Below are 17,247 nucleotides of genomic sequence, written 5' to 3'. Positions count from 1 at the left end.
TCAGGCCAGCAGTTATTCCGGCAAGGCAACCTTCTGGTCAGTGCTGAACTGATAGTCCTTGAAGACATGTTCAGCCGACAGCAACTGATAACTGCCATCCTCAAGACGATGGGTCGTATCTTTGAGACGGTAGGTCAGATGGCCACAAGTCCAGATATCAAAATTCCGCATATGCGTGCACAGACAGGTCTTGTCCATGACCGATATCTTGCGAGCGCCAGGGTGTGCTGCAATTTCCCGGTTATAGGCCGTAACATAGGCACACTTGCCGTTGGCATCCAGCAGATATCCGTAGGCCTCACAATTGGGGCGTATACCGGCGCCAATGCCAGGACTGCTTTTTATCATGCGCATTGGATAGCCGGTCGGGGAAATCTGATTGACCTCTATGTCCTCTTCGCTCGCCTTGAAGTACTCTTGCTTGACGTCCGCAGGCAGGCCACATTCTTCGGAAACCGTAAAGCGGGTTGCCACCTGAACGGCCGAGGCACCACCTTCGAGGAAAGCCGCAGCATCGGAACCGGTGAAAATACCGCCGGCCGGGATGACGGGAATATCCAGATGCTCGTTCTTCAGATACTGAATCACTTCGGCAACGATGGTAGCCAGATCGTACTGAGCCCAGTCCATGCCAAAGCCAAGGTGGCCACCAGCCAGCGGCCCTTCAACGACGATGTAGTCTGGCAGGCGACCGGTCCGCGAACTCTTTTTCAGGAAAAGTTGCAGGGCGCGCACCGAAGAAACAATGATGCCCAGCTTGACGTCACGGAAACGTGGATGATCCTCAATTAACGCAAAGGATCCCAAGTGCAGGCCGGCAGCCAGCGTAATGCCTTCAATGCCGGAATCCATCGCTGCTTCCATGCGTACCTTGAGCGTCTCTTTCGGCGCATTCATGGTCAGCTTTTCCATACAGTTGATGAAAATCATGCCGGTGCCGGTTTTGCGCGACATGGTTGACTCAACGTGAAGCCGTGTCGCCTCAATCAGCTTGCCAAGATCGAATTTGACGGGTGATTTGTCTTCGTTCTCGACGTTGAACTTGTAGATCTTGAGTTTTTCTTTGACGAACTTGGTGTCGTAACGACGATCAGAAACGGTCTTGATCATCGCATCGGAGATATGCCCGACGCCTCCAAGGCGGGCCGCCTCGAGGGCGAGGTCGGCACTCGAAATGTCAACCCCCATGCCGCCGACCATGATCGGCACCAGCTCGTGCTTGCCAAGCCGCAAGCGGAAATCGTCCACACGCTTCATCGTTATCCTTATGTATACCGGCCGATACCCCTCACTCGCGGCCAAGTCTCGAATTTTACGCCAATGTTAAGTCCAATGCGTGACGAGTCGGGGATAAATCAAATTTGCCGGGACCAAGAGTGGCTAAACTCAGCGCTTAGATCAACCTTATCGGCAATAAGTTCTCATGCAATGCTCGAAGCATCCAATCTGGCTCGTCGGCTTCCGCCCATTTTTTGCACTTGCCTGCCTTTCTGGAATGCTCTTGCCGATAATCTGGGCACTGATTTTCGGCAGCGCGGCCCCGGCGCCGGATGCCTCCTTCAGTGCGGTGCAATGGCATGCTCACGAAATGTTCTTCGGCTTCGGCTGGGCCGTACTGGGCGGGTTCCTGCTCACCTCAACCAAGAACTGGGTAAATATCCGCGGTTACCATGGCCCGGCGCTGATGCTGCTTGCTGCCGCCTGGATCTTCGAGCGGATCGGCATGAGCTTTGGCGGTAGCTGGCCAAAACCCCTGTTTCTGCTGTCGAACAATTTCTTTCTCGGTAGCATGATTGCGATGCTGCTGTGGACGTTGATCCGCCATCGCGCCACCGACAGCTACCGTGACAACGCATTTTTCCTGATCATGTTGCCCGGCTTTCTGATGGCCAAGTACATGATGCTGGAAGGTGCCGATTTCATGGCCGGCTACGGCATGGCCATCGGATTATTCAGGCTTGCCTTCCTGATCATGCTGGAGCGCACCTTGACCGGCTTCATGAAGGCGGCGTTCCAGATCCAGATTCTTCGTCACCCGAAACTGGACATGCCGATCAAGCTGCTGAGCTTGCTGCTAGTCTTCGAATTTGCCCTCCCCCGACCGTTGACCGCGGCACTCTCGCTGACCCTTGCCGGACTGCTAAGCATTCGCTTCATCTTCTGGAAACCCCAACTAGCCTTCAAGCGCATTGATGTCGGCATCATGTACATTGGGTATTTGGCCATTATCGGCCAATTGATGGTCGAGGCACTCGGCCACGCAATGAACTTCGTCTGGGTTGGCTCGGTATCGGTGCATCTTTTCACCTTTGGCGCCATGGGCTGCGTCATCCCGGCCATGATTATCCGGATTTCCAAAGGCCATACCGGACGCAAAGTGGTTTTCGACGGAATGGATAGAGCAGTGCTTTACATCATGATCGTCGCCTTGGTCACTCGTATTTTTCTGCCGCAAATCCTCCCGGCTGCCTATCTCGTTTGGATATACCTGTCAGCGACCTGCTGGCTGATCGCTTTCGGGACGCTCGCCTTCCGCTACCTGCCGATCCTGTTGCAGCCCCGGATTGATGGCCGGGAACATTGATCAGAAGGCCGCCTAGAGAAATCCCCAAGAGGAACAATTCATCCATTTCAGCGCACGGACTACTGCAAGCAGAAATGCCGTCAGTCTCCCCGACTGCCGCCCTGTGCGATAATTGCTGCAACGCAACAAATTTATCCATGACACCACAATGCGTTATGTCCCATTTCGCATGGCCATTTTGAGGGTGACCTGTTGTAGGCAGATAACTCCCCCGCCAGAAATGCTGAGGCTTGCAACATCTGGTTTCTCGATAGGTATCACATGTCCGAATTGAATTCAGCTTCGCTGCGAACCAACGTTCTCAGCGGCCTTACCGTTTCCCTTGCCCTCGTCCCCGAAGCCATTGCCTTCGCGCTGGTCGCTCAAGTCAGCCCGCTGACCGGGCTTTACGCCGCCTTCATTGTTTGTCTGGTAACGGCCGCGCTGGGCGGTCGGCCCGGCATGATTTCCGGTGCGACCGGCGCGCTGGCCGTGGTCATGGTGGCGCTCGTCACCCAGCATGGTGTCGAATACCTGTTTGCTACCGTGGTATTGATGGGCCTGCTGCAACTGCTGTTCGCCGCCGCCAAACTGGGCAAGCTGATCCGCATGGTGCCGCACTCAGTCATGCTGGGCTTTGTGAACGGACTGGCCATCGTGATCTTCATGGCGCAATTTGGTCACTTCAAGGTCGCCGGCCCCGATGGCACGCTGCACTGGATGAACGCGCAGTCCCTGGCGGTGATGCTCGGATTGATCGCGCTGACCATGGCGATCATTTACCTGCTGCCCAAGCTGACCACCGCGATACCGTCCGCACTGGCGGCAATCCTGATCGTCGCCGGGCTCGTCGCCGTCACCGGCATTGAGACCAAGACGGTGGGCGACATGGGCTCTATCGCTGGTGGCCTGCCCACCTTCCATGTGCCGGATGTACCTTTCAATCTCGAAACGCTCTACATCATCTTTCCCTATGCGCTGATCCTCGCCGCCATTGGCCTGATTGAAACGCTGCTCACCCTCAACCTGATCGACGAGATTACCGACACGCGCGGCATGCCTAATCGTGAATCCATGGCCCAAGGACTGGCCAACGTCATTGGCGGATTTTTTGCCACCATGGGCGGCTGCGCGATGATCGGCCAGAGCATGATCAACATCAACAATGGCGCCCGGCACCGGATATCCGGCATCGTCGCCGCGGTTTTCCTGCTCGGCTTTATTCTTTTCCTGTCACGCTGGATTGAATTGATTCCGCTCGCCGCACTCGTCGGCCTGATGTTCGTGGTGTCCGAAAAAACCTTCGAATGGGGCAGCCTGCAGGCACTACGCAAGATTCCGCGACAGGACGCCATCATCGTCGTCGGCGTGATGCTGATTACCGTGCTGACCGATCTGGCCATCGCCGTGTTGGCCGGGATTGTCTTTGCCGCGCTGGTCTTTGCCTGGCAGCAGGCCAGGCAGATTCAGGTCGACACCAGCATCGATGCCAACGGCTGGAAGGTCTATCGGCTGAGCGGGGTGCTGTTTTTTGCCTCAACCGCCAACTTCGCCCGCCTGTTTTCACCGAAGGATGACCCGGATCACGTGGTGGTCGAATTCGCCCAGGCCCGCGTCGCCGATCACTCGGCCATCGAAGCCATCGACAGCCTGGCCACCCGCTATCAGCAAGCCGGCAAGACCCTCCACCTGCGCCACCTCAGCCCGGACTGCCTGGAACTGCTGAGCAAGGCCAAGGAGATGGTCGAAATCGACCGCTACGCCGACCCCCACTATCACATCGCGGATAACAAGCTGGGCTAGGCAGTGAGCCCGCAGCCGGAAAGAGTATTGCAAAAACAGCCGATTTTTCCGGTCGACCGTAGCTACGCCGCCAGTGAAGGACGATGTTCGAATACTGCTCAACCGATAGCTTCAAGCGCAGGATAGCCTTCCCATGGAACCTGATTCTGTTGCAGCCCGGAATTGATAGCGGCGAACATTGATCAACTCAATTTCAATAGTGAAATTTAGACGTTGCCTTGTGTGCCGCGGGCAAGCTGAAGCGCTAAAAAGCATGAAGCCCATGTTTTTCAGACATGGGCTTCGAAGATCTTTGACCGTGGCACACATGGCCACGGAATTCGGCGATTTGCCGTCAGGATGCTACTCGGTAATCTCTAGAAACTGCGGTGGACTATCAACCATAGAACCTCCTATTCTCCATCGAAAACGCTCGCTCCAACTAAAATTGCAACCAGCCGGAACTCAATTTCAGAATACGCTTTTGAATTGGAATGTCCAGTTTATTTATTGATATTTTTCGTCGGCCCCAACCATGCAAAAGCCGTTGCTCTACACCTACCGTCGTTGCCCCTACGCCATGCGGGCGCGAATGGCGCTGCTCGTCGCCGGCGTTGCCTTCGATGCTCACGAGGTCTCCCTGCGCGACAAACCGCAGGCCATGTTGGCGCGTTCACCGAAGGGCTCCGTCCCGGTGATGCTTCTGCCGGGTGGTGAGGTTCTGAAACAAAGCTGGGACATCATGCGTTATGCACTGGAGCGTGCGGCCGCCAAGCATTGGTGGGCAGCGGCTCAAACTGCGGAGAATCTTGAATGGCTTGCCCACAACGACGGGATCTTAAAACATCATCTTGATCGATACAAATACCCGGAGCGCTACGCTAACGCTGACCGGAACAACCACCGAGAGCAGGCGCTGGAGCATTTCCTCCGACCATTGGAGCAACGCCTGGCGCACAGCAATTTTCTTGGCGGCAGCGAAGCGTGTGCCACCGACCTGGCGATCTTCCCTTTCGTCCGCCAGTTTGCTGCCGTTGCGCCCGACTGGTTTGAGCAAGCGCCGCTATGCGCGACGCGAGATTGGTTATCGCTGTGGTTATCCAGTCCGCTATTTGCACGGTGCATGGTCAAGTTGCCCAAGCAAATCGACTGCCCATTTCCGCAACCTGACTGATGTAATCGGCCAGGAGACACGAAATCTTCTGCCCCCCCGTGTTCCCATCGAACCCCTGCCACGACCACACAAGCAGCCACAGCCACCACGGTCAACCGGAAATTTTTGCCAAAATTGAAATATTCAGGCAGACACCTCCGCCTGATCCATCGCCCGGAACATCGAGCAGCGCCGGAAGACATCCTCGGTCGGTGGCAAAGCTTTCTGACTGCAGTACTTCGCCACCAGTTTGGCCAGGCCCTTGATGTCGCGGCCGGATGCTTTCGGGAAGATGTCGGGCAGGCGGTCGTGCAGTTCCGGCGGCAGACTCAGGCCGAATTGTGCGGCCATGACGCCCCAGATTTTCTTGCGGTCGACGCGGTCCGGCGGGTAGAAACGGATCAGCGCAATGCAGCGCGAGACGATGGCTTCATCGATGTCATCGACCCGGTTGGTGGTCAGAAAGAGCAAGCCATTGAAGTACTCCAGCACGCGCAAAAATACGCCGACCACGGCATTCATCGTGATGTTGTCGTCGCGCTTCTTGATGTAGACGTCGGCCTCGTCGATCAGCATCACCGCCCCCCAGCGCTGGGCACGGGTCAGCACTTCCTTGAGCGCCGTTTCCATGGCGGCAACGTTCAGTCCGAGTTGGCCGGAATGCACGCGGTAGAGTGGCCGACGGATAATTTCGGAATAAACCTCTGCCGTCAACGTCTTGCCGACGCCCGGTGGCCCGGCGCACAACACTGTCGTGCCGCCCGACTTGCCGGCCACGATGTCGTCCATCAACACATCCATCTCGGCGGTCAGAATGTCGATCAGGTCGGTCTGCTCGGGCGGCAGGACCAGCTTGGTCTTGAGTTCCGGCTGATAGGCGTAGGGCTGCATGTCGTCGACATGCACCCAGACGTAGTGGTGCAGATCGAGGTGGAACATCAACATGTAGAAATGCACGGGCAGTTCGGTGAACAGGCCCTTCGGCATGTCGGCCTGGGTGGCCTCAACCTCGGCCTCCTCCTTGCCGGAAAGCCGCGAATTACGCGCCACGCGGCGGACGAACTTGGCCATGATGTCGCCAGTCGCGTCGAGCGCCAAAACCCGTTCGCCAAGGATGCTCTCGTCGTTCACCAGGCGCGCCGGGCTGCCGGTGGAGGATAGAATGATCTGGTCCTTGCGCGAGTAGTCGGTGTCGCGATGTGTCGCCGTCGGGTTCTCGGCAAAGTAGCCGACACCTGAACCAGAAAACTGCGAACCGTATTGCGCCCGCCAGTCGAAATAGCGCACGGCACCTTCGTCATAGCTTTTCAGCAAGGCTGGCGTTTCCTTGACGAAACCCTTGGCGGCAAGGATTTCAGGGATCGTCCGCCCCGCGATGTCCGGGCCGGAAATACGCAGCGTTGCTGTCGCCAGCCGCGCCTTGGCATTGGCTTTCAACTCGACAAATATCTTTCCGGTTTCTTCTTCAGAGGGTGGCGTGAAATCGAGCCGAGTCACCACGTAGGCCAGCGGCTTGCCGGTGATGCCGGCCGAAAACAGCCAGCCGCGCGAGGCGCCTTCGGACAAATAGCGGGCGATGGCCGGCACGGCCATTTCCAGCTCTTCCGGCTCGAAACGCTTGCCGCCTTCATGCAGCGCCTGGCGCAAGGTGGCGATCTGCGCCGCCCTCGCCCGCAGTTCGCTGTCGCCGGCCGCGTAGAGGCTTTGCAGCAAATCAAGCTCACCGTCTTCGAGTTGATTGAAGCCAATCTCGACGCGATTGCCAAAGCGCAACTGGTCGCGCACGGATTCCAGTCGCGGAAAGGCCTGCATCATCGGTTCGATGTGCCGGCGGTCGATTTGCAGCTTCATGGGCTGCCTCCCTGTGTAGTTCGATACATCAGACAAAGCGAGTTTTGTGCCTTACGGTCAACCGGAAAAAACCGCCAAAAATCAAAACCCTGCAGCTTTGGCCGGTTGTCGTGCTTGCGACACTCATTCGTGGGACAATCTCGCCCCCGCTGTACGAAAGACCACCATGCATCCCCGCAACAAGAACGCCGATGGCTACGATTTCGCCGCGCTGGCCGCCACGTCGGCCGCGCTGGCCAAGCACATCAAGACGACACAGGCTGGCACACCGAGCATCGACTTCGCCAACCCGGCCGCGGTCAAAATGCTCAACCGGGCCATCCTGATGCATCACTATGGCGTCAAGAGCTGGGACATTCCGGCCGGCTACCTGTGCCCGCCGATTCCCGGCCGCGCCGATTACATCCACAGCGTTGCCGACCTGCTGGCCACCTGTAACAAGAAGAACATCCCGGCCGGCCCTGGTGTGCGCGTGCTCGACATCGGCGTTGGCGCCAACATGGTTTACCCGCTGATTGGCCACGCCGAATACGGCTGGTCCTTCCTCGGCGTCGATATCGACGAGACGGCGCTGGCCAATGCGCAGGCGATCATCGCCAAAAATCCCGAGCTGGACGGCGAGATTGAACTGCGCCACCAGACGGTCTGGGACAACGTTTACACCGGCCTGCTGCGCTCCGGCGAGGTCTTCGATTTGTCGATCTGCAACCCGCCTTTCCACAATTCGCCAGATGACGTTCATGCGGTCAGCCAGCGCAAATGGAACAACCTCAACAAGCCTGGCGCCAAACGCGACGCCGCCGAGCCGCGCCTCAATTTCGGCGGAGGCGGCAGCGAACTGTGGTGCAACGGTGGCGAACGCGCCTTCGTCAAACGGATGATCGAGCAAAGCTGCAACATCCCGAAGCGGATCATGTGGTTCACCAGCCTGCTCTCGCAAGGCGACAACCTGCCGCATATCGAATTGGCCCTGAAAAAGGCCAAGGTCGTCGAGTCCCGCATCATGCCGATGGCCCAGGGCCAGAAGCAAAGCCGGCTGATCGCCTGGACTTTCTTCGGCAACGGCGAACGCGAAAAATGGCGCAAGGAACGCTGGTCGTCCGCCCCATCTTTCGGCACCGCGGCGCCAGACGCGCAACCCGCCTTTGCGCCCGCCGAGGCCGCCCCGCCGGCAACCGACCCCGTATAATTCGCCTTTTAAAGCTTGGAAACCTGCCTGTGTCCGATCGCCTCGCCGTCCTGCCCCAATACCTGATCCCCAAACAGGCGCTGACCATTCTCGCCGGCAAGCTGGCCTCGAAGGAAGCCGGCAACCTGACGACCAGCGTCATTCGCTGGTTTGTCGGTCGCTACAACGTCAACATGGCCGAGGCAGCCAATCCGGATATCGCCAGCTACAAGAGCTTCAACGAATTCTTCACGCGCCCGCTCAAGGATGGCGCCCGCCCCCAAGCCGACGCTGCGTTCATCAGCCCGGTCGATGGCGCGATCAGCCAGTTCGGCCCCATCGAACGCGATCAGATCTTCCAGGCCAAGGGGCACAGCTACTCAACGACCGCACTGGTCGGCGGCGACCGCAAGCTGGCCGAGCAATTCGAGAATGGCAGCTTTGCCACGCTCTACCTCAGCCCGCGCGACTACCACCGCATCCACATGCCCTGCGACGGCAAGCTGACGCGCATGATCTACGTGCCCGGCGAGCTGTTCTCGGTCAATCCGACCACAGCACGTGGCGTACCCGGGCTGTTTGCCCGTAACGAACGCGTTGTCTGCGTCTTTGAGTCCGAATTCGGCCCATTCGTGCTGACCTTGGTCGGCGCCACCATCGTTGGCAGCATGGCCACCGTCTGGCAGGGCCAGATCAATCCGCCGCGCCCCGGCGTCGTGCGCGAATGGCGCTATGACGGCGATACCGCGGTCAACCTGAAAAAAGGCCAGGAAATGGGAAGATTTCTGCTCGGCTCCACCGTTGTCATGCTCTTCCCCAAGAACACCCTCGCCTTCAATCCGGACTGGGTGCCGACCGGCGCCATTCGCATGGGCGAAATGATGGGCAACCAGCCCTGAGCGGTCGCTAGTCCGCCAATAGCCCGTTCAACACGGGCTATTCTTTGCCATGCCTGCGCAAGATTTCCGTAGCATCTTGTCGATTGCCCCGTCCCTCGTCCGTCGTCCGGTAAGGAGCCATGCAATTCCGCCTGGCCATCCAGCCTACGGAGTAAATGATGCGATTCCTGATCATCGTCAAGGCCAGCACCGAATCGGAAGCAGGTAAGCTACCGCCCGCAAATCTCATCATCAAAATGGCTGAGTTTCACGAAGAACTGGCCCGGGCCGGCGCACTTCTAGATACGTCGGGATTGGCCCCCAGTTCAGCCGGCTGGCGCATTCGCCGTGAAGGCGAGCAGCGCACGATCATCGCTGGTCCCTTTGCCGATACCGAGGAACTGGTCGCTGGCTACACGCTGATTCAGGCGCGAAGCCGCGATGAGGCGCTGGAATGGACAAAGCGCTTTCCAAACCTGCGTGGCGATGGAATACCTGCTGAAATCGAGGTTCGGCCACTGCAGGGGCTGGCTGACTTTCCATCTTCGGTCGCCGCAGATCGCGTTCGTGAATCGTCATTCGGCAACTGAGGTTCGAACAAAATCGCTCGGTGCTGGTCAATCCCACATCACTCGGCACTTCAGGCACACTCGCTGCCTAACGCTACAAAACTAGTCAGGGAGATCTCATGATCAAGGCAATTTTCTCAGGGCTGGCCCTGATCGTTCTTGCGCTGTTGATTTACGCGGCGACCAAACCGGACACTTTCCGGGTTGAGCGCTCAGCCCACATCGAGGCACCGGCAGAGAAGATTTTCCCGCTCATCGCTGATTTTCATCAGTGGGAAAAATGGTCACCCTGGGAGAAGGCTGACCCCAGGCTCAAGCGCAGCTACAGCGGTAACGAAAGTGGCATCGGTGCGATCTATCGCTGGGACGGCAACAAGGATGTCGGCCAGGGGCAGATGGAAATCGTTGAATCAACGCCGCCCGGCAAGTTGCGCATCAAAATCGATTTCATCTCACCCTTCGAAGGGCATAACACAGTGGAATTCACACTTGCCCCGGACGGCAGCGGCACCCGGGTCAGCCATGCCATGTTCGGCCCCAGCCCTTACATCTCGAAACTGATGGGCATTTTCTTCAGCATGGACAAAATGATCGGCGAAAAATTCGAAGAAGGCCTGATTAGCATCAAGGCCCTCGCCGAAGCCAGATAAATCAAGCCGTCACGATCACGCCTTTGGAACGCCATCCATTCTGAACAAAAATTGTGCGAGTCTGTCGATTTCAAGAACTTGGTCGCGTCGTACACGTTGAGGCAGCTGATTTCAGCCCCGTCATTGGAAGGAAAAATAATGAGCACAGTACAACCCATACCCCCGTGCTTCAGTTCGATCACGCCGCACCTGGTTTGTCGTGGCGCAGCAGAAGCCATCACCTTCTACACCCGGGCCTTCGGCGCCGTGGAACTCGGCCGACTGCCCGGTCCGGACGGGCGCCTGGCGCACGCCATGATCCGCATTGGCGACGCTCCGATGATGCTGGTTGATGAATATGCGGAGCAAGGCATGCTCAGCCCACTTTCCCTCAAAGGCTCAGCGGTCACGCTCCATCTTTACGTCACCGATGTCGACGCGGCGGTAGCCCGCGCCGTTACTGCCGGGGCCCGCATCACCATGCCGGTCGCCGACTTGTTCTGGGGCGACCGCTACGGCCGACTGGAAGATCCCTTCGGCCACCAGTGGTCGGTTGCGACCCATCAGCGCGACTTGTCATCGGACGAAATTGCCGCCGGCATGAAGACTGGCTGCGCTGGCGCCTGAGGAGAAAAACATGGTTTACATTTTGCTGATCGTCGAGAAACGCGGCCACCGGGCCAGCCATGACCCGGTTGTGGCGCGCGAACTTTATGAGCAGATGGTCGATTTCGGGCAGCGATTGGCCGAACAGGGAAAATTGCTGGCCAGCGAATCGCTCCGTACCGACGACCACGCCATCCGCATCAGCGTCAACGAGAGCAAGCAGCAACTGCGCGACGGGCCCTTTGCCGAAGCCAAGGAGATGGTCGGCGGATTTTTCCTGATTGATGTCGCCAACCTCGGTGAAGCCATAGCCATCGCCGGTCGCTGTCCGGCGGTCAACTGGGCGACTGTTGAAGTGCGCGAATGCGCCCCCTGCCACGTCTTGTGAGGCGGAAATCATGAGTGACGAATCCCTCATCAGGGCGGCCCTCGCCGAATGGGGCGACGCTTTCTGTGGCAAGCGCATCGACTGCTTGATGGCGCTCTACGCGCCAGATGCCGTGATCTTTGACGCCATTCCACCTTTCAGCAGCGGCGTCGACGCCATGCGCACCAAGGTAGCGGATTGCATCCAGTATTTCCCCGATGGATTTGCCGTTGAAAAGCGCGATTTGACGATCAGCGTTGACAGCAAAATGGCCAGCCCCCATTTCATCTGGCACTTCACCGGGCTGCCAACGGGCCACCCGGCCGGTCGCCACTGGCTGCGCAGTTCGGTCATCTGGCAGCGGCAGGCCGACGGTCGTTGGCTGATCACGCATGACCATTGCTCGGCGCCCTTCGATCCGTACACGGAAAAAGTCGCATTAGCCCCCGATTTATCCGCTGCGACGGGCGAAGCATGTGGCGCCGGCAGCGAACGCAATCCGGTCGGCTGGTTCGAGATTTACGTGCAGGACATGGCGCGAGCCAAGGCCTTTTACAGCGCGGTCTTTGGGTACACATTCACCCGCTTGGAAAGCCCGATCGACCTGTGGGCCTTCCCGATGCAGCCGGGCGGCGGCGCCCCGGGTGCGCTGGCCAAAATCGACGGTTGCGGCCCCTCGGGCAACAACGTCATCATCTACTTCAGCTGCGACGACTGTGCCGTCGAAGCCGACAAGGCCGCAGCCGCCGGTGGGCAAATTCACAAACGCCGCTTTTCAATCGGCCAGTACGGCTACATCGCCTTGATCACTGACACGGAAGGCAACATGATCGGGCTGCATTCGATGAAATAAGGGCTTCACGCGGCTTCCACGGTCAACCGGAAAAAAATGGCCAAAATAGGAATTTCTGCCCCACGCCAGGAGGAGTCAAAATGATCTACAAAGGAAGCTGCCATTGCGGCAAAGTGGCCTTCGAGGTCGAAGGCGAACTGACCAATCTGATGGATTGCAATTGCTCGATCTGCCAGCGCAAGGGCGCCCTGCTCTGGTTCGTGCCGCGCGCCAGCCTGCGCCTGCTGACGCCGGACGAAAATCTCAAGACCTACACCTTCGGCAAGGGCAGCATCAAGCACCGCTTCTGCCCGGAATGCGGCATTCATCCGCTCGGCGAAGGGGCGATGCCGGACGGTACGCCGATGGCTGCGATCAATGTCCGTTGCCTGGAAGACGTAGATTTCTCCGGCCTGCCGGTCACGCACTACGACGGTCGATCGCTGTAGGCATTCCCGCATGAGCGATGAGGCCTCGAATCAAGCGACGAGCTGCAGCATCGAGGCCATCTGGCACATCGAGGCGGCCAAGGTCATCGGCCGCGTCGCGCGCATCGTGCACGACATCGGCCTGGCCGAAGAATTCGCCCAGGATGCGCTGGTCGCTGCCCTTGAGCACTGGCCGCAGACCGGCGTGCCAGACAACCCCGGCGCCTGGCTGATGACCACAGCCAAACGTCGGGCACTTGACCATCTGCGCCACACGCAACTCGCAGCCAGCCGGGCAGTCGATCTCGGCTACGAAATGGATTTCCGGCATATTGTGATGAGCGACGATATCAGCGAACAAGTGGATGCCGGCCTCGACGACAATATCGGCGACTACCTGCTGCGCCTGATATTCACCGCCTGCCACCCGGTGCTCTCGCCGGAGGCCCGCTGCGCGCTGACCTTGCGCGTCATGGGCGGGCTGACCACCGATGAAATTGCCCGCGCCTATCTCAAGCCCGAACCGACCATCGCCCAGCGCATTGTCCGCGCCAAGCGCACACTGGCCGCCGCCCGGGTGCCGTTCGAAGTACCGCGCGGGCCAGAGCTGATGCAGCGTCTGGCCTCGGTGCTCGAAGTCGTTTACCTGATTTTCAACGAAGGCTATGCCGCCACGGGTGGTGCCGACTGGATGCGCCCGGCACTGAGCGAAGAAGCGCTACGCCTCGGCCGTGTGCTGACTGGCTTGCTGCCGGATGAGAGCGAAGTACAAGGACTGGTCGCCCTGATGGAAATCCAGGCCTCCCGCTTCCCGGCCCGCATTTCAGCCAGCGGTGAACCTATCCTGCTGCTGGACCAGGACCGGAAGCGCTGGGACCGGCTGCTCATCCGGCGCGGACTGGATGCTTTGAGCAAAGCCGAAGCGCTGCCCGGCCCACTCGGCCCCTACGCCCTGCAGGCCGCCATCGCCGCCTGCCATGCCCGGGCCGTGAGTGTCGAACAGACTGACTGGGCACGCATCGCTGCCATTTACGACGCCCTGGCGCAGATTGCGCCGTCTCCGGTGATCAGCCTCAATCGTGCAGTCGCCGTCGGCATGGCCTTCGGCCCGGCGGCCGGGCTGGAAATTGTCAACGGCCTGCTGGCCGAGCCCGATCTCCGCCACTATCACCTGCTGCCCAGCGTGCGCGGCGACTTGCTGGTCCGCCTGGACCGGCACGCCGAAGCCCGCGCCGAGTTCGAACGTGCCGCCAGCTTGACGCAAAATGCTCGCGAGCGCGCCTTCCTGCTGGCACGGGCCAGCCGCTGCGATGGCGACCAATCCCCACAGCCACGACCGACCCGGCACTGACCCCTACACAGCATGCCCAAGTCATGGGAAACTGCCACCTCCCCAACCCGGAGCCCAAATAAATGACAAATCAATCCCGCAAATCCGCCCGCCTGTTACGGCTGGTGGTCGCCAGCTTTTTCTTTTTGAGCAGCGGTTTTGCCGCAGCCGAAGCACCCCAGCAAAAGAGCCAGGTACCCGGTTTCTACCGCACCATGCTTGGCAAATTCGAAGTCACCGCGCTGTACGATGGCCCGATCGACCTCGACATCAAGCTGCTCAAGAACACCCCGGAAAAAGACTTGCAGAGCCTGATCGCCCGCATGTTCGTCAAAGGCCCGGCCGTACAGACCGCCGTCAATGCTTTCTTGATCAACACCGGTAGCAAGCTGGTGCTGGTCGACGCCGGCGCCGCCAAGCTGTTCGGGCCGCAACTGGGCAATATCGTTGATAACCTCAAGGCCGCCGGCTACCGGCCGGATCAGGTTGATGTCGTGCTGATCACTCATTTGCACGGCGACCACGTCAATGGTCTGGTCACCCCGGACGGCAAGGCCATTTTCACCAAGGCGCAGATATGGTCGGCCAAGGCGGACAACGACTTCTGGCTGAGTGAGGAAGTTGCCGCCAAGGCGCCAAAGGACTTCCAGGCCTTCTTCAAGATGTCGCGCGACGCCGCCGCCCCCTACCTGGCCAGCGGCCAGTGGAAGACCTTCACCAGCAATCAGGAACTGCTGCCCGGCATCAGCAGCGTCGATACGCATGGCCACACACCCGGGCATACCAGCTACGTGTTGACTGATGGCGGCGAGAAGATGGTGATTCTCGGCGACCTCGTGCATAACCACGCCGTCCAGTTCGCCCGCCCGGACACCGCCTTTGAGTACGACAACGACCGCAAGCAGGCGGTCATCGCCCGCAAGGTGACATTCGCCATGGCTGCAAAGGAAAAGATGCTGGTCGCCGGCATGCACCTGCCCTTCCCTGGCCTCGGTCACATCCGCAAGGAAGGCAAGGCTTTCGCCTGGGTGCCGGTCGAGTACGCGCCGATCAAGGAGTGAATCCTGCGGTCAACCGGAAAAAATGGCCGAAAACGAAAAGCCCCTGCAGGGGCTTTTTCGTGAGCAAAGGCTGATTCTATTGAAATTCAGCCTGTAGCCGAACACCGTCCTATTGAAATGCCCCCGGCGCCAATGCACTGTTCGGACGCATCTTGCGAGTACCCACCGGAAAGCGGAATTCCGCATCCGGCAACAACTCCACGCCGCGCGCCTGCCCCGGTGGACGGATCGCGCCACGCAGCGGCGACTGGCTGGTCAGACGTAGCGGAATGCCACCCATGTCGATCAAATCACCACGCGTCACCAGGCGGTTGCCATCGAATCGCCCCTGAGCGGGTTTGTTCAAATCGCCAGCCCCGACCATCAGGTTATTGAGCAGCCATACCTCGACGTCCACCCCGATCTTGTCGGTAAAGACGTTGAGGAATTTCCCGGCGTAGTTGTCATTGATCAGCGTGTTGTGCGCCATATAGAGTGCGTTGTCCGGCCAGTGTCTGCCCTCGGCACCGTAGGCAACGATCGTCGGGTTGTCGGTGCCGGCGCTCTGCCCGATTGCATTGCCGATCACATAGGCAAGTCCGCCATTCGGGAACTCCAGTTCATAAGAGGCATTACCGCCAGCACCATCGACCAGCATATTGTAGAGGATGTGATTTTCACGGGCCCGCGATTTGACCAGATGGCCGAGATAGCCATTGGAGAAGCGGCTGCCGCGCAACACAAATTTGCCAATCTGGCCAACGTAAAGCAGATGATGCAGATTGCCCTGATGACGCGGCGCATCGCCGAACTCGCTATCGATCACATCCAGAGTGAGATCGGCAGAATTCGCGGTCAGAAGCCCCATTTCGTTATCAAAAAAGGCACAGGCGCGGATCGTCAGATTCCCCTTCTCAAAACGGATACCGGCACCATTGAGGCTATCCACCCGGGCACCGCGAAATTCGATGTTTTCAATCGTCACCTTGCCGCCACGTACCACCCAGATCGCCTTGCCTTCAGCACTTTTCCCATCAGCCAACATGACCGGCCGCTGCCCGACACCGCGGATCAACAAATTATTCTGCGTCCAGGTGGCTGGTTGACCGCGGTACTCACCCGAACGAATCTCGATCACTTCGCCGTCGTGAGCAAGCCTCGCCGCCTCGGTGATCGTGGTAATTTTTTCGCCGTGACCGACAATCATCGTCGCAGCCGCTTCGACGGAGCGTGCTGCCGCTGCTTCCGGCATCGCCTTTAACTCGCCACTGGGCGAGCGGCGGATTTCGCCGAGATAATCAGGGGCCTGCGGTAGCTTGTCGGGAATTTGTGCCAAGGCCCAGCAAGCTTGCAGTACGAGCAGCAACGCAACGCCAGTATGACGCATACCAAAACGGATTTTTTGTAGAGCCATGGACTTCTCCGGGTGATTTGGGAACTGCGCACCACCGAAACGTCAGCAAAATAACGTGAGGAAGTAGCGTACCGCTATCAATCGACGACCGCCATGCATTTATCAACCCGCCATAGCGTGGCAAACTGCGCGTCTTAACCACGAAGCCACCACTGACATGCAAATCTGGGTCGATGCCGATGCCTGCCCCGGCGTCATCAAGGAAATCATCTTCCGCGCTGCCGAACGCCGGCAGATCCAGACGATTCTGGTCGCCAACCAGATGCTGCGCACGCCGCCATCAAAATTCATCCGCGCCATTCAGGTGCCGAGCGGCTTCGATGTGGCCGACGCCCACATCGTCGATCAACTGGTGGCGGGCGATCTGGTCGTCACTGCCGACATCCCGCTCGCTGCACTGGTCATCGAACGCGGCGCCCACGCGCTGAACCCGCGCGGCGAGTTGTACACCACCGCCACCATCCAGGAACGCCTGACCATGCGCAACTTCATGGAAGGGCTGCGCAGCGCCGGCGTCGACACCGGCGGCCCTGCAGCCTTCAGCCAGGCCGACAGACAGGCTTTCGCCAACCAGCTGGACCGCTTCCTGGCAGGATTCCTCTCGACTGACGCTGTCATAGCCGCAGGCTCGGACTGC

The 17,247-nt window shown here is 59.1% G+C and carries 16 protein-coding genes and 1 pseudogene; 14 read left to right on the top strand and 3 right to left on the bottom strand.

Going from position 1 to position 17,247, the window contains the following annotated elements; translation table 11 throughout:
* Positions 1 to 12: 12 nt before the first annotated feature.
* A complete protein-coding gene (locus tag IPJ12_18970; protein MBK7649178.1) occupies positions 13 to 1,257 on the bottom strand; it encodes a nitronate monooxygenase in 1,245 nt (414 codons plus the stop codon).
* A gap of 166 nt (positions 1,258 to 1,423) precedes the next feature.
* Here IPJ12_18970 and IPJ12_18965 point away from each other — a divergent pair, with 166 nt between their 5' ends.
* From IPJ12_18965 to IPJ12_18955, 3 genes are all read left to right on the top strand, one after another.
* Positions 1,424 to 2,584, top strand: a complete 1,161-nt coding sequence (locus IPJ12_18965; protein ID MBK7649177.1) for an NnrS family protein — start codon at positions 1,424 to 1,426, stop codon at positions 2,582 to 2,584.
* Between the two features lie 261 nt (positions 2,585 to 2,845).
* A complete protein-coding gene (locus IPJ12_18960; protein MBK7649176.1) occupies positions 2,846 to 4,366 on the top strand; it encodes a SulP family inorganic anion transporter in 1,521 nt (506 codons plus the stop codon).
* 514 nt (positions 4,367 to 4,880) lie between these two features.
* The gene (locus IPJ12_18955; GenBank protein ID MBK7649175.1) at positions 4,881 to 5,519 is read left to right on the top strand and encodes a glutathione S-transferase; all 639 of its coding nucleotides are present in this window, start codon (positions 4,881 to 4,883) and stop codon (positions 5,517 to 5,519) included.
* A gap of 123 nt (positions 5,520 to 5,642) precedes the next feature.
* Here the strand turns inward: IPJ12_18955 and IPJ12_18950 are convergent, their stop codons facing one another.
* Positions 5,643 to 7,349 (bottom strand): AAA family ATPase, encoded by a 1,707-nt coding sequence (locus IPJ12_18950; protein MBK7649174.1) that lies wholly within the window; start codon positions 7,347 to 7,349, stop codon positions 5,643 to 5,645.
* Between the two features lie 166 nt (positions 7,350 to 7,515).
* Between IPJ12_18950 and rlmF the strand changes: the two genes are divergently transcribed.
* From rlmF to IPJ12_18900, 10 genes are all read left to right on the top strand, one after another.
* Positions 7,516 to 8,538, top strand: a complete 1,023-nt coding sequence (gene rlmF / locus IPJ12_18945; protein MBK7649173.1) for a 23S rRNA (adenine(1618)-N(6))-methyltransferase RlmF — start codon at positions 7,516 to 7,518, stop codon at positions 8,536 to 8,538.
* 29 nt (positions 8,539 to 8,567) lie between these two features.
* The gene (psd, locus tag IPJ12_18940) at positions 8,568 to 9,416 is read left to right on the top strand and encodes a phosphatidylserine decarboxylase (protein MBK7649172.1); all 849 of its coding nucleotides are present in this window, start codon (positions 8,568 to 8,570) and stop codon (positions 9,414 to 9,416) included.
* Between the two features lie 158 nt (positions 9,417 to 9,574).
* Entirely contained in the window at positions 9,575 to 9,985 is a 411-nt protein-coding gene (locus tag IPJ12_18935; protein ID MBK7649171.1) for a YciI family protein, read from the top strand.
* 98 nt (positions 9,986 to 10,083) lie between these two features.
* Positions 10,084 to 10,614, top strand: coding sequence for an SRPBCC family protein (locus IPJ12_18930; GenBank protein ID MBK7649170.1), 531 nt, complete (start codon positions 10,084 to 10,086; stop codon positions 10,612 to 10,614).
* Positions 10,615 to 10,752: 138 nt separating this feature from the next.
* The gene (locus IPJ12_18925; protein ID MBK7649169.1) at positions 10,753 to 11,220 is read left to right on the top strand and encodes a VOC family protein; all 468 of its coding nucleotides are present in this window, start codon (positions 10,753 to 10,755) and stop codon (positions 11,218 to 11,220) included.
* A 10-nt stretch (positions 11,221 to 11,230) separates the two neighbouring features.
* Positions 11,231 to 11,587, top strand: a complete 357-nt coding sequence (locus IPJ12_18920) for a dehydrogenase (GenBank protein MBK7649168.1) — start codon at positions 11,231 to 11,233, stop codon at positions 11,585 to 11,587.
* Positions 11,588 to 11,597: 10 nt separating this feature from the next.
* Entirely contained in the window at positions 11,598 to 12,419 is an 822-nt protein-coding gene (locus IPJ12_18915) for a DUF4440 domain-containing protein (protein MBK7649167.1), read from the top strand.
* An 80-nt stretch (positions 12,420 to 12,499) separates the two neighbouring features.
* Positions 12,500 to 12,847 (top strand): GFA family protein, encoded by a 348-nt coding sequence (locus tag IPJ12_18910; GenBank protein ID MBK7649166.1) that lies wholly within the window; start codon positions 12,500 to 12,502, stop codon positions 12,845 to 12,847.
* Between the two features lie 10 nt (positions 12,848 to 12,857).
* Positions 12,858 to 14,177, top strand: coding sequence for an RNA polymerase sigma factor (locus IPJ12_18905; protein ID MBK7649165.1), 1,320 nt, complete (start codon positions 12,858 to 12,860; stop codon positions 14,175 to 14,177).
* A gap of 62 nt (positions 14,178 to 14,239) precedes the next feature.
* Complete coding sequence (locus IPJ12_18900) at positions 14,240 to 15,217, top strand: MBL fold metallo-hydrolase (GenBank protein ID MBK7649164.1); 978 nt, start codon at positions 14,240 to 14,242, stop codon at positions 15,215 to 15,217.
* Positions 15,218 to 15,326: 109 nt separating this feature from the next.
* On the opposite strand, the gene IPJ12_18895 is transcribed toward IPJ12_18900, so the two are convergent.
* The gene (locus IPJ12_18895) at positions 15,327 to 16,583 is read right to left on the bottom strand and encodes a hypothetical protein (protein MBK7649163.1); all 1,257 of its coding nucleotides are present in this window, start codon (positions 16,581 to 16,583) and stop codon (positions 15,327 to 15,329) included.
* Between the two features lie 184 nt (positions 16,584 to 16,767).
* On the opposite strand from IPJ12_18895, the pseudogene IPJ12_18890 reads away from it, so the two are divergent.
* Positions 16,768 to 17,202: pseudogene (locus IPJ12_18890) on the top strand (YaiI/YqxD family protein).
* Positions 17,203 to 17,247 lie beyond the last annotated feature (45 nt).

Source organism: Betaproteobacteria bacterium, assembly GCA_016709965.1.
Taxonomy (GTDB): domain Bacteria; phylum Pseudomonadota; class Gammaproteobacteria; order Burkholderiales; family Rhodocyclaceae; genus Azonexus; species Azonexus amarohabitans.
The sequence above is the reverse complement of the archived record's forward strand: the minus strand, read 5'-3'. Positions and strand labels throughout refer to the sequence as shown.

Bases quoted from the DNA above. Each gene is read 5' to 3' on its own strand.
- IPJ12_18895 (MBK7649163.1), bottom strand. From the start codon at position 16,583: ATGCGTCATACTGGCGTTGCGTTGCTGCTCGTACTGCAAGCTTGCTGG.
- IPJ12_18935 (MBK7649171.1), top strand. From the start codon at position 9,575: ATGCGATTCCTGATCATCGTCAAGGCCAGCACCGAATCGGAAGCAGGT.
- IPJ12_18960 (MBK7649176.1), top strand. From the start codon at position 2,846: ATGTCCGAATTGAATTCAGCTTCGCTGCGAACCAACGTTCTCAGCGGC.
- IPJ12_18905 (MBK7649165.1), top strand. From the start codon at position 12,858: ATGAGCGATGAGGCCTCGAATCAAGCGACGAGCTGCAGCATCGAGGCC.
- IPJ12_18910 (MBK7649166.1), top strand. From the start codon at position 12,500: ATGATCTACAAAGGAAGCTGCCATTGCGGCAAAGTGGCCTTCGAGGTC.
- IPJ12_18930 (MBK7649170.1), top strand. From the start codon at position 10,084: ATGATCAAGGCAATTTTCTCAGGGCTGGCCCTGATCGTTCTTGCGCTG.
- IPJ12_18970 (MBK7649178.1), bottom strand. From the start codon at position 1,257: ATGAAGCGTGTGGACGATTTCCGCTTGCGGCTTGGCAAGCACGAGCTG.
- IPJ12_18920 (MBK7649168.1), top strand. From the start codon at position 11,231: ATGGTTTACATTTTGCTGATCGTCGAGAAACGCGGCCACCGGGCCAGC.
- IPJ12_18965 (MBK7649177.1), top strand. From the start codon at position 1,424: ATGCAATGCTCGAAGCATCCAATCTGGCTCGTCGGCTTCCGCCCATTT.
- IPJ12_18900 (MBK7649164.1), top strand. From the start codon at position 14,240: ATGACAAATCAATCCCGCAAATCCGCCCGCCTGTTACGGCTGGTGGTC.
- IPJ12_18925 (MBK7649169.1), top strand. From the start codon at position 10,753: ATGAGCACAGTACAACCCATACCCCCGTGCTTCAGTTCGATCACGCCG.
- IPJ12_18915 (MBK7649167.1), top strand. From the start codon at position 11,598: ATGAGTGACGAATCCCTCATCAGGGCGGCCCTCGCCGAATGGGGCGAC.
- rlmF (MBK7649173.1), top strand. From the start codon at position 7,516: ATGCATCCCCGCAACAAGAACGCCGATGGCTACGATTTCGCCGCGCTG.
- IPJ12_18950 (MBK7649174.1), bottom strand. From the start codon at position 7,349: ATGAAGCTGCAAATCGACCGCCGGCACATCGAACCGATGATGCAGGCC.
- IPJ12_18955 (MBK7649175.1), top strand. From the start codon at position 4,881: ATGCAAAAGCCGTTGCTCTACACCTACCGTCGTTGCCCCTACGCCATG.